Below are 14,397 nucleotides of genomic sequence, written 5' to 3'. Positions count from 1 at the left end.
TGTGACAAAGCCTTTCTTCTTTTAATTAAAACCAAAAAGTAAAGTTTGGATTTTTAAAACGCTGGGAATAGAATAAAACACATATCAACCTATTTCATCATTTATCTCGAGAATAAAAGTTTTAAAATTCTGACAAATAGAATATAATGAAAAGCAACTACCGAGAAAAGGAGATGGTTAAAATGAACTTAGACTCAATAAAAGGCTCGAGCATGATTGTGAAGATGGCGCGCGCTTTAGTGGAAGATGGCTGGTCATTCACTCCCAATGAATTTGACGTCATCGTGAAAGCGGAACATAAGGGGACAGGAGAAGCCATCTCTTTTAATTCAATCGGCAATTTAAAAAGATGGATGTATGAAAAAGCGCTTAGTTATTGAAATTTTCCAGTCCAACTAAAAATCTCCAATGCCATACAGGCATTGGAGATTTTTTTGAACTTCTTACAAACAGGCCGCTTTTTTACACAATTCCGCTTTAATTCCACGGATTTTCAAGCTTTCAACAATCTCACGGGCTGTTTTCGGTTTGGGATTCACATAAAATAAGGTTCCGCTCATCTTCATCAACCTCCAAGACTTTTTCATAGTCTCAGTATACAGAACAAATGTGAATAAACTATTAACAAATCAAAATTCTTTAAAATATATTTCGCTTATACACACTTCGAGATGCTGCCTCGGCAGCGAATATGCGGATTACAGACAAAAGGGAGATCTCTGGTGAAAACCAAGGCTGTCTTTTCTTTATCTCATTAACTCCAGTTTCTTCATCACTACGGACACTAAAGGGTCGCCTTCCGCCACTCCCGAAACTTCCCGAAATGCCGCTTCATAACCTTTTTCAGCAATCATTCCACTTAGTTTTACTGCTTCTGCATCTTCTTCACTGCGGTATAGCAAAGCGGCCGCAATTACTGTGGCAAGGCCATCCGGTTCTTTGCCGGTGGATTGCTGATAAAGGACCGCCGGCCGCAGCAACCGGTCTTTTTTGCCCAGCTTGCGGATCGGCCCTCTGCCTACACGCGTAACATGATCAGATATATGCGGATTGCGGAAGCGTTCAATGATTTTTTGGGTATACGCCTCATGTTCACTACGGTCAAAGCCGTGTTCACGGATTACTACTTCGCCTGTTTCTGCCAGCGTCTGTTGAAGCAGTTTCTCCACTTCGCGATCCTGCATCGCTTCGAAAATCGTCTGGTGGCCTTTGTAGCGGCCAAAATAGGCAGGAACTGCATGACCGGTATTGACGGTGAACAATTTTCTTTCTATATAAGGGGTCAATTGGTCTACATAGGTGATGCCTTTAATATCAGGGACGCTGCCTTTGACAGCTGGCCGCTCCACCACCCATTCAAAATAAGGTTCAACCGAAACATCCAGCACGTTTTCATTGGACTGGTCAGGCACAATCCTGTCGACCGCAGCGTTCGGGAAGCCGAATAGTTTATCCGCCTGCTTTTTTTCCGATTCACTTAAATGCTTATAGACATGTTCTTTTAAGGCAGAGCTTCCGTTGATCATATTTTCACAGGCTATAATATTCAATGGTTCCGGATCGGTCTGTAACCGAATCTTCAATCCCTCGGCAATCAACCCGGAAATGGCTGACAGCACGTTCGGTCCCACGGCAGCCGTTACCAGATCTGACTTGCTGATGGCTTCCGCTGCTTGATCGAGCATCGTCTGGCTATTGATGCCCCGGACATTTTTGACCGTTTGGACGGATTGTTCCTTTCCCAGTAAATTCACATCGTATTGGCGTTTTGTATTAAGCTCATCGATGACCGCTCCGTTGACATCGAGAAAAATCGTTTCATAGCCCGATTCATATAATAATGCTCCGATAAATCCCCTGCCAATATTGCCAGCCCCGAAATGAACCGCTTGCATTCAGCTCACCTCACTGAACAAATCCATGATTTCATCTTCCGAAGTTGCATTGAGGATCTTGTCGATATTTTCCTCCTCTGAACAGACAATCGCTATATTGGAGAGAATCTCCAGATGCTCATTGTTCTTTCCGGCAATGCCGATCAGGATTTTTGCGATATTGCCGCTGCCAAAATCGACTCCTTCCTGTACAGTGACTACCGAAATGCCGGTTTCCAGGACGTTGGCTTTGGCATCTTCTGTGCCATGGGGAATTGCCAGGCTATTCCCCATGAAAGTGGAAGCCATGCCTTCCCGTTCAAGCATTTTGTCGACATATGCTGCATCCACATAGCCGTTATCAACCAAGATTCCTCCGGTATACCGAATTCCTTCCTCCATCGTAGATATGGGGACATTCAATTTAATATTTTCCCTTTTCAATACTGCTTTGGCCATCATCATCACTCCCGATTTGTTTTTTATGATTTCCTATCAGTGCTTATTTTTTTAAACGCTGTGCCAGCTTGTCGTATTCCGGACTATTCATGAAATTCTCCACTGAAATATGTTCCGCCTGCGGCAATTTTTCTTTTGCACGCGGCGTCAGATCTTTGTGGGTGACAACGATATCTGCATCGTCCGGCAACTGGCTGATGGCGGTGTTGGTGACCGGTATATCAATGTTTTCTTTCTTGAACTTATTTTTCAGCAAGGAAGCGCCCATGGCACTGGACCCCATACCCGCATCACAGGCGAAGACGACACGACGCACCTGATCCGCTTCTTTCATATGAGGGTCGGAAGTCACTACAGCGCCTTCCTGAAGGATATCTCCATCAGAAGTGGCTGTCGGTCCTTGGGCTGCCTGAGGCGCCAAGTATCCAGCCGCTGTGCTCTTTTTGCCTTTCATTTCCTCCATTTTACCGGTTGCAGCTGTCAGGTCCTCTTCCACATCCTTGGTGGTTTTCAGGACAAGCGACGCGATAGTGAACGAGACGGCTGCGGCAACAATTACACCGAGTACCACGCCGACGTAGTTTCCTTGCGGCGTCAAAGCGAGAAGGGCAAAAATACTGCCCGGTGATGGTGTGGCCACTAATCCTGCATCCAGCAAGACAAAGGTGAAAACACCGCTCATCCCACCGCCGATGACAGCCAACAGCAATAGTGGCTTCATTAGAACGTAAGGGAAATAGATTTCATGGATACCACCGAGAAACTGGATAATGGCTGCGCCAGGTGCTGAGCTTTTGGATATCCCTTTTCCGAAAATACTGAAAGCCAGCAAAATCCCGAGTCCGGGTCCCGGATTGGTCTCCAGTAGGAACAAAATCGACTTGCCATTCGATGCCGCTTGTTCAACTCCAAGCGGACTCAACAGCCCGTGGTTGATCGCATTATTCAGGAACAGGATCTTGGCAGGCTCAATGATGATGCTCGCCAAAGGCAAAAGCCCGTTATTGACGATGACCTCAACTCCTGCTGCCAGGCTATTGGTCAGGGAGTTAACAATCGGTCCAACTCCGAGTACCGCGATGCCTGCCAGAATTGCACCCAAGATGCCAGCTGAGAAATTATTATAGAGCATTTCAAATCCGGCACGTATTTTGTCCAGGAAAAGCTGGTCCACTTTCTTCATTAGATAACCTGCCAACGGCCCCATGATCATGGCGCCGAGGAACATGGGAATATCAGCACCAACAATAACGCCCATCGTAGCAGTCGCACCCAGTACGCCGCCCCTGAAGTCATAGACGAGCCGTCCACCGGTAAAGCCGATCAATAATGGAAGGAGATACGTGATCATCGGACCGACCAATGCCGCCAGCGGCTCGTAAGGCAGCCATCCATCTGGAATGAATAATGCCGTGATAAGTCCCCATGCGATGAACGCGCCGATGTTCGGCATGATCATCCCGCTTAAATGACTTCCGAAACGTTGGATCCGTGCACGATTTTTACCTTCAGCCATATGAATCCCTCTCTTCTGATATTAGTCACAAAAAATAACAGGGTAAATGATGAGGTTTGTACTTACATGATGAAGTTCGTATGCCGTATGCTCTATGAAGTTAGGTGTTGGATGACTGCTTCTGTTCAGCTTATCCTGATGTTCTGTTGCCACATCGGTTCTCACCTCTTTCTATAGGAAGGAAGAATAGCAAGCTGGAAAACCCTAAGACTTTATTTAAATGGTAGCATATTCCTAGCCAAAAATGTTAGTTTTTTCTGAATAATCAGTTTTCACAAGAGTAATCATTTATAAGTATGCAAAACAAAATGCCAGCGGCGAAGACAGGAGAGGTGTCTTCGCCGCTGACATATTTTATCAGCCGACCGGTTCCTTGCAGATCCCCTGCAAATGATAAACGATCATTTTCCGTTGCTGTTCCCTGCCCGAATACTCGGGCCTGACCAATGCATCCAACACCATCCCGTCCAGCAGGTTGATCAATCTATTTGTTTCAAGCGGAACGTCCAGCTCTTTCTTCAACAAATTCAGTAAGATTAAATTAGACATAACGTTTTTGATCGCCTGCATGGCTACATCCTGACCTTCGCGGTATCCCTTCCTGCTATGTCCTCCCTGAAGCTTAAAGATCAGCCTGACCTTGGCTTCAACCTCCAGCTCATCAGCAGCAGGCAGAAACACCATCAACACAGCAATGATTTTCTCCAGCGGAGTCTGTTCTTGCTGGAATATTTCACTTGTTTTATCAGTCAGCCGTTCAAAAATCAATGCTTCTGCATAAAGCATCAATTCTTCCTGAGATGAAAAATAATAACGCAATGCACCCAATGACAAACCGGCCTCCTTTGCTATATTCCGTGAGGATGCCGCTTCCATCCCATGTTCAAGCATGATTTTCCAAGTGGCTTCGGCAATTAACTGTTTTCTTTCGTTTGAATCGATAAGTTTTGGCATAGCTTTATATTATCAGAATAATAATAATTTTCAATCTTTTTAATACGACTGTGTTAGGATGGTTTTTCACCTTTTATTTTGTTGATACGACTGTATTACCAAAATATTAACAACTTTCAGACACTGTGGATAACCTACTTTATCTGTGCGCAACTGTGTATAGTATGCTTTGGATGTGGAAAAACTAATTTCGCAGCATGCGTCCGATGAAATAAATACCTGTGACTAGTATTACTGTCAAGAAGACGGGCATAAAGAAGCTCCCCAGACCATCTGCAGCACCCGTAGCCACTCGAACCGACTGGACAGTGATGAAACTGAAAAGGATACTGATTTCGTTTTTCAGTACATTGATCATTAACCGGCCATTACTGTATTGTGCCTCTATATTCTCTTCTGTCAGGTTTAGGTAGTTATAACTATGCGGATACTTTTCAAGAACTGTCATACCGCTCCATAATGCTGCTGCGATTATCGGCAGAAGAAATAGCTCCGTTTTCCTGCCCCAGCCGTCGGGTTCACCTGCAGCGTTATAGTGGCTCGGTACTTGGTCAGGCAACGCATTATAGTGAAATAGCAGATAGACGAACATCATTAAAAAGACCAGTACAGAGACAGCATTCAGAAATGCCTCAAGAACTGAACCTGGTATTTCTATTTTCGGTTGGTTCTTCACTAAAGTCCCCTCCCCTCTTCATTGTTTTTTTCAAAAAAAAAGAAAAACCCAGTTGTGTCAAGCTTTCAAGAACGCAATAAAAGAACGGTTATATGTGTAGGCGCATAGAGTTAAGCCATATAATTTTAAAAAGAGTTAGCTCTACTGGATCCCTCCACTACGATACGATTGTCTAAAGCAAATTGAATAGCAATAAAAGATCTGCTGATATATCTTTACTTTTGAAATCGGTTTCGAATTGAAAGTTGACTCCATTCTGCTTCCCTACCACTTCGCAGCTGAAAATTCTCTTTAAACTTTTGATGTACGCCTAATTCCCGCTGTGTTTTTTTAAGACACAGCCACCTTGCCACAACTTTAAAGAGGCAAAGATTTTCTATGTAATTCCACTATGCATTCAAGAGACTTTTCAGACTCGTCTTCCAAACATATCCTGGATAGTAAAGTAATTTACATTTTTCACATTTACATCCTCTAAAACCAGCTTACTTATATTATAATAAATGGAAAGCCCAGATTCTTCAATCGGCCTTTAGGAGGCATCACTCATGTTCAAAAGTTTTTTCAGTAAGTTTGCAAAACAACCAGAAAATCCTATCCCGCAAGCCTCATCCCCTAAAATAGACTCTAACAAAATTTATCTTTTTGAATCCAATCAACAGGAACTTGATCGGATCATCCAACTTCCTGCACAGCCAGGGAAAGCTCCCGGCTATGTGTATTTCGTACAGGAGTACATGACCGGCTCGTTTAAAATAGGCAAAACCAAGCAAATCGACAGACGAATGAATGTCTTCAATGTCAAACTCCCTTTTGAAAACAAATTGATTTTCCTTATTAAAACTGCAGATCATCATCAAACGGAAAGCGCCTTTCACCAGCATTTTTCAGACAAGCGCCTTGAAGGCGAATGGTTCAGCCTGACACGGGAAGATCTATCCTGGATAAAAAAAGGATTCTATACCGAAGCTATCCAAAAAACCATCAATTCCCCTTCCGAAGTCACCAAACAACTTTCCGCCAATAAAGCTAAAGCGGAGGAAAAGCGACTGACACAAAAACAGATTGAATTTGCCAAAACCTTGGTGCTGAAACTTGAGCAGGATTATGAGCTGAGTACAGACTTCACAGCTTGGACGCAAAAAGACTTGAACAGGTTGAGCGGTTATTTCCGGTTCAAAAATATCGGTGCCTTAAACAATCTTGTAGAAAGCGGCATCTTGAAAGCAAAATAATGCTTTTATTGTCCGGTGAACACAATTCTTAACATCCGCTTAAAAGCAGCTCAACAATCTTTTGAGATACTGGATTTAGATAAGATTGAAAGGGGCGGAACAGCAGATGAAAATTGCGGTTATCGGTGACTTGCATTATCCGGCTTTGAAAGAGTCCTATTCCTTTATCGAAAGGGACCGGAAAAGATTTTACGAGGTTTTCCTGAGAGAATTCTTTTCAATTCCAGCAGACCTTTATGTATCGATCGGTGATTTGACTAATTTCGGCACAAAGGACGAACTGGCAGATGTCTATTCCATCATCGAGAAACACGGCAAGCCATTCAAGCATGTTCTTGGTAACCATGATGTCTACGGGATGACCCGGAAAGAAGTACTGGCCATTACGCGCCAGCATCGTTTCCATCAAGTTTCAACCGCTTCAGTTGTTCTGGCATTTTTGGATACTGCACAGGAACAAAATTACGCCGATTGGGGCGGAACCATGGATCCGCTCCAGCAGGACTGGCTGTCGGCGGTGGTTAAAGAAACCGACAAACGGCCTCTGATCGTATTCGGGCACCATCCAATCCACGGCACCACCAAAAACTCCACCAAAGATAAGCGCTGCATCCATCCCGATATTCCGATGTGGGACATCCTATCCCAAAAACAAGGTACCGGTCTATACGTCAACGGCCATAACCACTTCAATTCCATAGCCGCACGTGAAAACTGGACCTTCCTTCAGCTTGCGGCAGTGCTGGATGAACAGGCTGTCCGCCTAATTGAGGTTTCCGACTCCCTGCTGTCCATCGATTATATTTCTTTTGCTGATTTACAGCTGCACGAACATGCACAAGCCATTGGAAATGCCATTGATCATTTCCGCCTTAACCCTTACCCGTTAGGAACCGCGGCTGATGTCAAGTATGCCATTCCGTTGGTTGACACAGAAATTCTCACTTCTGTAGAGAAATAATGTAGCTCTAAACTCTCCAAACAAGCCGCGGCTCCTTAAAGGAGCTGCGGCTTGTTTTCATCTTTTCCGTTTTTCGATGTGAATTATCCGTTCATTAATTGAACAACACCAAGTAAACCGTCATTTCATGCTCTTGTATAAATTTCTCTATTTCTGAAACAGCAACTTGTTTGGCTTGTTCTTTCGGATAGCCATAAATTCCTGAAGAAATCAGTGGAAACGCGATCGATGCGCAATCAAGTGACCTCGCCAACTCCAATGAATTACGGTAGCAGGAACGCAATAATTCTTCTTCTCCCTCATAGCCACCCTGCCAAATCGGTCCGACTGTATGGATAATATATTTCGAGGGCAGCTGGAAACTATCGGTAAAAACCGCGGCTCCTACAGGGCAATGCCCTATTTCATCACAGGCTTTCTGCAATTGTTCCGCGCCAGCTGCACGAAAAATGGCGCCGCAGACCCCACCGCCCATCTGCAGTTCCGAGTTTGCGGCATTGACAATCGCATCCGCCTCCACATTGGTGATATCCTCTCGTACAATTTCCAATGGCATGATATACACCCCCTCAAGTTCTTCCATAAAACCCTTACCCCGACTAAATTATCGCCAGCTGCGCCCAACCAGTATTCCCCATTTCTAAAAACCATCTCTTTTTATCCTATACCCTGCCAAAAAAGATATAAAGCATCAGCACCAATTGTTATTTTCTGTACAAATACACTCAGCTTCCCCAACTCTGCTAGAGTAAGATGTTGTTTTTCGTTATACTGAAGTATAGAGATCAATGAATACGGTTGTGAGTTGAAAAGACCGTCAAAGGAGCTGCTCCATGTACGAAATGCCATATGAAAATCCATTTAAGAAATCATTCTTTGACCTGAAGGAATTGGTCGACAGCATCCAGGAAAATTTGCTGTGCCCAGCTACGATCGAAGATACAAACCATCGGCTGCATGCGTATAGCTCCCATGAGGATGATACCGATTCTGCCCGCATCGGCACCATCATCTCACAGCGTGTGCCCGAAAGAGTCATCAATCGCCTTTGGAAAGAAGGTGTCATCCCCAAATTGATGAAATCGGATTCGGCTTTGCGCATCCCTCACATTGAAGACATCGGACTTCGTGACCGCGTCGCGATTGCCATCCGGAAAAACAATGAAATTCTAGGGTATATCTGGGTAGTTGAAGGCGGCAAGAAATTGACTGATGCACAATTGGATTTGTTGAAGGATGCCGCTGCCGCTGCTACCCCCTTAATGTCCAAGCTGCATCAGAACCGCAAGCGGAAAGAAGAAAATTACCAGGATTTCCTCTGGAAGCTTTTGACCGGCCAATATAAAACCTTAGAAGAAATCCATGATAAATTCGATGAGTTGAATCTGAAAAAACCAGATCGGTTCACCGTACTCGCCTTCCGTTTCGATCAAAGTATTACACGAAAAATGGAAGAGCAGATTTCCTATTTAATTACAACTAGCCAAAAGATCACCAATCATTTTTTGGTGGTCATGGAGGAGGAGTTGATCCTCATCGCTTCTCCCCATCCGTCACAATCCGATGACAAAGCCTTTGAAGACTTTATTGCATTCTTTATTTCTGAAATGGCCAATCGTTTTTCAATCTCTGGCGTCAAAGGAAGTGCCGGAACAAGTTACAGCGATTTCGTCAAAGTAGAGACGAGTTATCAGGAAGCGCAAAAAGTGTTGAAGATGAAAGATTTTTTTCCGGAGGAACTGGAGGATGTGTTCCATTTTCGCCAGCTCGGGATTTTCAGGTATATGGAAAAACTGCAAAAAGATCTGCGTGCCGAACGCTATGAACATCCAGCCATTGCGAAACTTGAAGCCTATGATAACCAGCACAAGTCCAATCTGTTGAAAACACTGGAAGTTTTTATCCAGCAGGACAGCAATATGAACGATGCTGCAAAAAAACTGTTTGTCCATACCAATACGCTTCATTACCGGATTAAACGAATTTCGGAAATAGGCGGAATCCGCATGACCAATGTCCATGAAAAAATGGGCATATACTTGGATTTGAAAGCCCGAAAACTGGGCAACAAATAGTTTTTTGTGAAATTTCACAAAAGAAACCGCTTTCTTTCTTTGTTTCATACAATGAAGAATCATAGGCTTCCCGCTATACTTATGGATATCTACACTATTCGTTTTATAGGGGGAAGAAAAATGATTATTGGAATTCCAAAAGAAATCAAAAACAACGAAAACCGAGTGGCCATCACTCCAGCTGGTGTCGACGCTTTTGTAAGAGCCGGACATCAAGTCATCATCGAAGCAGGTGCAGGTCTTGGAAGCAGCTTTACAGACGCTGATTACACAGCGACTGGTGCGAAGATGGTTGAAACAGCTCAGGAAGCCTGGTCTGCAGAAATGGTCATGAAGGTTAAAGAGCCCGTTGCTTCTGAATACAAGTATTTCCGTGAAGACCTTTTGTTATTCACTTACCTGCATCTTGCAGCGGAACCTGCGTTAACACAAGCTTTGGTTGACAGCAAAGTAACTGCAGTTGCCTATGAAACGGTATCAGTAAACCGTACGCTTCCACTATTGACGCCAATGAGTGAAGTAGCTGGAAGAATGGCTGCTCAAGTCGGCGCTCAATTCCTTGAAAAAGTTTATGGCGGCAAAGGAATCCTATTATCTGGAGTACCGGGTGTACAACGCGGCAAAGTGACAATCATCGGCGGCGGTGTTGCAGGAACAAATGCAGCGAAAATGGCGATCGGCCTTGGCGCGCAAGTGACTGTCATCGATTTGAGCCCGGAACGCCTTCGCCAATTGGATGATATTTTTGGAACTGATGTAACTACATTGATTTCCAATCCATTCAATATCGCAGAAGCAGTCAAAGAATCCGATCTGGTTATCGGCGCTGTATTGATTCCAGGATCTAAAGCACCTAAATTGGTATCTGAAGAAATGGTCCAATCCATGAACCCGGGTTCTGTTATTGTAGACATCGCCATCGACCAAGGCGGAATTTTTGAAACGACAGACCGCATCAGCACACACGATGATCCAACTTATGTAAAACATGAAGTGGTTCATTACGCCGTTGCGAATATGCCTGGCGCTGTTCCACGCACATCAACGATTGCCTTGACGAATGTCACAGTCGGTTATGCACTTCAGATGGCCAATAAAGGCGTTCAACAAGCAGTCGCAGAAAACCCAGCGTTGAAACTGGGTGTCAACACAGCAAACGGCAGTGTTACGTATGAAGCTGTCGCCAAAGACCTTGGGTTTGACTTTGTTTCTGTCGATGAAGCTCTCGCTAAGCCGGCATCATTGGTATAAGAATACCTGAAAGATAGTCCTTCGTTGCCTGCTGGCAGCGGCAGGGCTATTTTTTGTATCCAAACTCCAATCCGGTCTCCCTCTTCCCTGTACATCCAATTTTTATTGTTCTATATTTAGGAAAGGTGATGAAAATGAAAGCAAAAATATATGTAAATGATGAACAATTCCTATCCGGAATGACGGAAAAAGATATCGCGGAACCTGAACACAACAATATGGCCTTACATGCCTGTGAAAATCCACAAACGATCTTGGCGAACCGAAAGAAGTTAGCGGAACTCCTGGATGTTTCGCTCGCCGATTTTATTTGTACGCAACAGACCCACAGCGCCAATTTCCAGCGTGTGTCGAGCAAGGACAAAGGCCGTGGTGCATATGATGCGGAGGATGCTTTTCCCGCTACGGATGCCTTATATACCTACGAGAGCGGACTTGTGTTGTGCAGCTTTGCAGCTGATTGTGTACCTGTCATCATCCGTGACAGGAAAACCGGAATGGTCGGCGTTGTCCATTCGGGCTGGCAAGGCACGGTCAAAGAAATTACGCTTAAGTTGCTTCAGCAGTTGATCCATGTTGAAAACTGCAAGCCTTCCGATATAGAAATCCAGATTGGAGCAGCCATCAGCCAGCAACAGTTTGAAGTCGATCAGGATGTCTACTTGAAGTTCGATCTGCTTGGCTATGCCAGCGAATTTATAGAATTTAATAATGCCACAAACAAATACCATATCGACAACCAGGCTACGGTAAAAAAGCAATGTGAGCTTGCCGGTGTTCCAACTGAACAGATCTCAATTGATCCGACCTGCACATTTTCAAGCCCGAAAGGCTTCTCCTACCGGCAGGACAGAGAGAGTGGCAGACATTTGATTTTCGTAATGAAAAAATGATTATCTGGGTGTTGGAAAATTGAGTGATTGAACTAGGATTATTAGTCAAAAAAAAATGAGAATTCTCCACCATCTGATTCCTTTACTCTGGACTCGTCTTCCACTCTCTATAACTACTGCTGGAATTCAGTTTCCTTGGAAATTTCACTATAAAAAAGTCGCATCCGAAACCCATTAAGGTTTTTGGATGCGACTTTTTTGTTTCATCTGTAGTAATTGAGTGAAATTAATTTTATTTTAACACGCTACTAATTATTCATTTTTCTTTAAGTTAAAATTGATTCTTTAGAATCAATTTTATTAGTTATTTCCTTCTTGTAAGTTAAGTCCTTTTGGAGAGACATTCTCCTTTTTCGGATCCTGCAGCCCCTCAACCCGCTTAATGTCCCAACGGATCAACAGAGAAATCAGGAATGCGATAGATGCCAAAACAATAAAGACATAGAACACTGGCACATAGCTGTCTGTCCGCTCTCTGATCTGCGAGACGATTGCCGGTCCGATGATGCCACCCAGTGACCATGTCGTCAATAAGTAGCCGTGAATTGCGCCCAATTGCTTGGTTCCAAATAAATCGCCGATATACGCTGGCAGATTGGAGAAACCACCACCATAACAGCTGACAATAATTAAAATCAATGCTTGGAAGATTAGTACATTGGTGATGTTCGGAAGCATAGTGAAAGCTGCGATTTCCAGTACAAAGAAAATCGTGAAGATTGTTGGGCGTCCGATGTAATCGGAAAGTGCAGCCCATCCTAGTCTGCCTCCACCATTGAAAATTCCCATGATGCCTACTAACGTAGCAGCACCAGCTGCTGAAAGTCCCATCATCTCCTGCGACATTGGTGAAGCAACTGAAATGATCATGATGCCGGCACTGACATTAATCAGCATCATTGACCAAAGCATCCAGAAACGGCGTGTTTTCACGGCTTCTCTAGCCGACAACTGCGCTAAATCTTTTTTCATTACTTTTTTACCGGAATCGATAGCCTGCTGCATACCAGCTGGCATCCAGTCTTTCGGCGGTGGGGCAATATAGGATGCACCCAATACGATCAGTATGAAATAACTGATTCCTAGGATATAGAACGTAGTGCTGACTCCAAATGATCCCATTAAGTTTGCAGCAACCGGAGCGGTGATCAATGCACCGGCACCAAAGCCCATTACTGCCATCCCAGTAGCCAATCCTCTGCGGTCCGGGAACCATTTAACAAGGGTAGAGATAGGTGCGATATAGCCTACACCTAAGCCAAGACCGCTTAACAAGCCATATGTAAGCAGGAATAATACCAACGAATCGATTTGAACGGCAAATCCTGCGCCGGCTTGTCCGAAACCGAATAGTAATGCTGCTACAATTGCTGACTTTCGAGGGCCATTCTTTTCCACAAATCCTCCGAAGAAGGCTGCCGAAATACCACCGAGTGCCATCATGATCGTAAAGGCGTATGTAATTTCTTTAGGTGCCCATCCCATTTCGTCGCTGATCGGTGTTGTATAGACGCTATATGCATAAGCCGCCCCGATCGAAAGTTGAATCGCTATGGCTGCCAAAGCAATCAGCCATCTGTTTTTTGTTTTACTCATCAAAAGTCCTCCTTTAAACCATTTTTATCTGCTTCATCAGCTGAGAAGCGATTCTACAGAGAATATATGTTATTCCAAAATAACACAAGAGCGTTTTTTAAATTTGTAATTTCAAACTCTTATTTTCCTGCTTATCAAGCCTTGCGGCTGTAAGGTTTGATTGTCTAAAAAAAATTTTGAGAAATAACGAAATATTACAGAAAAAATAAATTCCATTGTTTTACTGGTTTTTCTGTGTTATGAATTCATCTCGAACGTAAAAATACTCTCTTTCAAACATCCATTATTCTGCTTTAGACAATATATAAGCAATCACAGCCATTTAAAACTGTTTTATCAGGCAGATAAGTTAAAGTAAATAAATAACACAGAATAGTCACAGTTACCCCGAGTAGCGGTATTGACCCAGTAGAACATGTCGAAATTATTCAAATGAAAACGCTTAACTGATTATTCCTGCAAATCAGAGCATCGCCATAATCGGGTCAGCCCAAACTTAAAAAAATTACTGAGGAGAGATTTTTCTTATGACAACAACTAAAGGTTTAGAAGGTGTAGTAGCGACCCAATCCGCCATCAGCTCGATCATTGATGACACACTTACATACGTCGGCTACGATATCGATGACTTGGCCGTTAACGCAAGCTTTGAAGAAGTGATCTACCTGCTTTGGCACCAGCGCTTGCCGAAAGCAGACGAACTGGCGGAACTGAAACAGCAATTGGCGGACAACATGGCCGTTCCACAAGCTGTACTGGATCATTTCAAGACATACGACATCAAGAACGTCCACCCGATGGCGGCTCTTCGCACAGCGGTTTCCATGCTCGGCTTGTTCGACGAACAGGCGGAAGTGATGGAACCGGAAGCGAATTACAACAAAGCCATCAAAATCCAAGCGAAGAT

Annotated in this window: 14 protein-coding genes; 7 read left to right on the top strand and 7 right to left on the bottom strand. The window is 43.9% G+C overall.

The annotated features are described in order from the left end of the window. The first annotated feature begins 182 nt into the window (after positions 1-182). Positions 183-380 carry a hypothetical protein gene (locus Q0785_RS08635; RefSeq protein WP_223638565.1) on the top strand — a complete coding sequence of 66 codons (198 nt, stop codon included), beginning with the start codon at positions 183-185 and terminating at the stop codon, positions 378-380. A gap of 366 nt (positions 381-746) precedes the next feature. On the opposite strand, the gene Q0785_RS08630 is transcribed toward Q0785_RS08635, so the two are convergent. The 5 genes from Q0785_RS08630 to Q0785_RS08610 all read right to left on the bottom strand — a co-directional run bounded on the left by Q0785_RS08630 (position 747) and on the right by Q0785_RS08610 (position 5,479). After that, positions 747-1,895 carry a mannitol-1-phosphate 5-dehydrogenase gene (locus Q0785_RS08630; protein ID WP_298828595.1) on the bottom strand — a complete coding sequence of 383 codons (1,149 nt, stop codon included), beginning with the start codon at positions 1,893-1,895 and terminating at the stop codon, positions 747-749. After that, positions 1,896-2,333, bottom strand: coding sequence for a PTS sugar transporter subunit IIA (locus tag Q0785_RS08625; RefSeq protein ID WP_223638559.1), 438 nt, complete (start codon positions 2,331-2,333; stop codon positions 1,896-1,898). Positions 2,334-2,376: 43 nt separating this feature from the next. Beyond that, positions 2,377-3,849, bottom strand: coding sequence for a PTS mannitol transporter subunit IICB (locus Q0785_RS08620; RefSeq protein ID WP_298828589.1), 1,473 nt, complete (start codon positions 3,847-3,849; stop codon positions 2,377-2,379). A gap of 357 nt (positions 3,850-4,206) precedes the next feature. Next, positions 4,207-4,803 carry a TetR/AcrR family transcriptional regulator gene (locus Q0785_RS08615; protein WP_223638553.1) on the bottom strand — a complete coding sequence of 199 codons (597 nt, stop codon included), beginning with the start codon at positions 4,801-4,803 and terminating at the stop codon, positions 4,207-4,209. Positions 4,804-4,987: 184 nt separating this feature from the next. Then, positions 4,988-5,479: a DUF1648 domain-containing protein gene (locus tag Q0785_RS08610; protein WP_223638551.1), complete on the bottom strand. Its 492-nt coding sequence runs from the start codon at positions 5,477-5,479 to the stop codon at positions 4,988-4,990. A 548-nt stretch (positions 5,480-6,027) separates the two neighbouring features. Here Q0785_RS08610 and Q0785_RS08605 point away from each other — a divergent pair. Then, entirely contained in the window at positions 6,028-6,714 is a 687-nt protein-coding gene (locus tag Q0785_RS08605) for a GIY-YIG nuclease family protein (protein ID WP_298828581.1), read from the top strand. Positions 6,715-6,820: 106 nt separating this feature from the next. Next, the gene (locus tag Q0785_RS08600) at positions 6,821-7,675 is read left to right on the top strand and encodes a metallophosphoesterase (RefSeq protein ID WP_223638547.1); all 855 of its coding nucleotides are present in this window, start codon (positions 6,821-6,823) and stop codon (positions 7,673-7,675) included. 94 nt (positions 7,676-7,769) lie between these two features. Here Q0785_RS08600 and Q0785_RS08595 read toward each other — a convergent pair whose 3' ends face one another. Beyond that, positions 7,770-8,231, bottom strand: a complete 462-nt coding sequence (locus Q0785_RS08595; RefSeq protein ID WP_317851924.1) for a macro domain-containing protein — start codon at positions 8,229-8,231, stop codon at positions 7,770-7,772. A gap of 277 nt (positions 8,232-8,508) precedes the next feature. On the opposite strand from Q0785_RS08595, the gene Q0785_RS08590 reads away from it, so the two are divergent. From Q0785_RS08590 to pgeF, 3 genes are all read left to right on the top strand, one after another. Continuing rightward, complete coding sequence (locus Q0785_RS08590) at positions 8,509-9,750, top strand: helix-turn-helix domain-containing protein (RefSeq protein WP_298828574.1); 1,242 nt, start codon at positions 8,509-8,511, stop codon at positions 9,748-9,750. Between the two features lie 120 nt (positions 9,751-9,870). Further along, positions 9,871-11,001 carry an alanine dehydrogenase gene (gene ald / locus Q0785_RS08585; RefSeq protein ID WP_223638543.1) on the top strand — a complete coding sequence of 377 codons (1,131 nt, stop codon included), beginning with the start codon at positions 9,871-9,873 and terminating at the stop codon, positions 10,999-11,001. A gap of 134 nt (positions 11,002-11,135) precedes the next feature. Continuing rightward, positions 11,136-11,894: a peptidoglycan editing factor PgeF gene (gene pgeF, locus Q0785_RS08580; RefSeq protein ID WP_223638534.1), complete on the top strand. Its 759-nt coding sequence runs from the start codon at positions 11,136-11,138 to the stop codon at positions 11,892-11,894. A 300-nt stretch (positions 11,895-12,194) separates the two neighbouring features. On the opposite strand, the gene Q0785_RS08575 is transcribed toward pgeF, so the two are convergent. Further along, a complete protein-coding gene (locus tag Q0785_RS08575) occupies positions 12,195-13,490 on the bottom strand; it encodes an OFA family MFS transporter (protein WP_223638532.1) in 1,296 nt (431 codons plus the stop codon). Positions 13,491-14,017: 527 nt separating this feature from the next. Here Q0785_RS08575 and Q0785_RS08570 point away from each other — a divergent pair. Next, positions 14,018-14,397 (top strand): citrate/2-methylcitrate synthase (locus Q0785_RS08570; protein ID WP_298828560.1); only part of this gene is annotated, 380 nt, incomplete at its 3' end.

The sequence above is a fragment of the uncultured Planococcus sp. genome, from assembly GCF_947501725.1.
GTDB classification, from domain to species: domain Bacteria; phylum Bacillota; class Bacilli; order Bacillales_A; family Planococcaceae; genus Planococcus; species Planococcus donghaensis_C.
The sequence above is the reverse complement of the archived record's forward strand: the minus strand, read 5'-3'. Positions and strand labels throughout refer to the sequence as shown.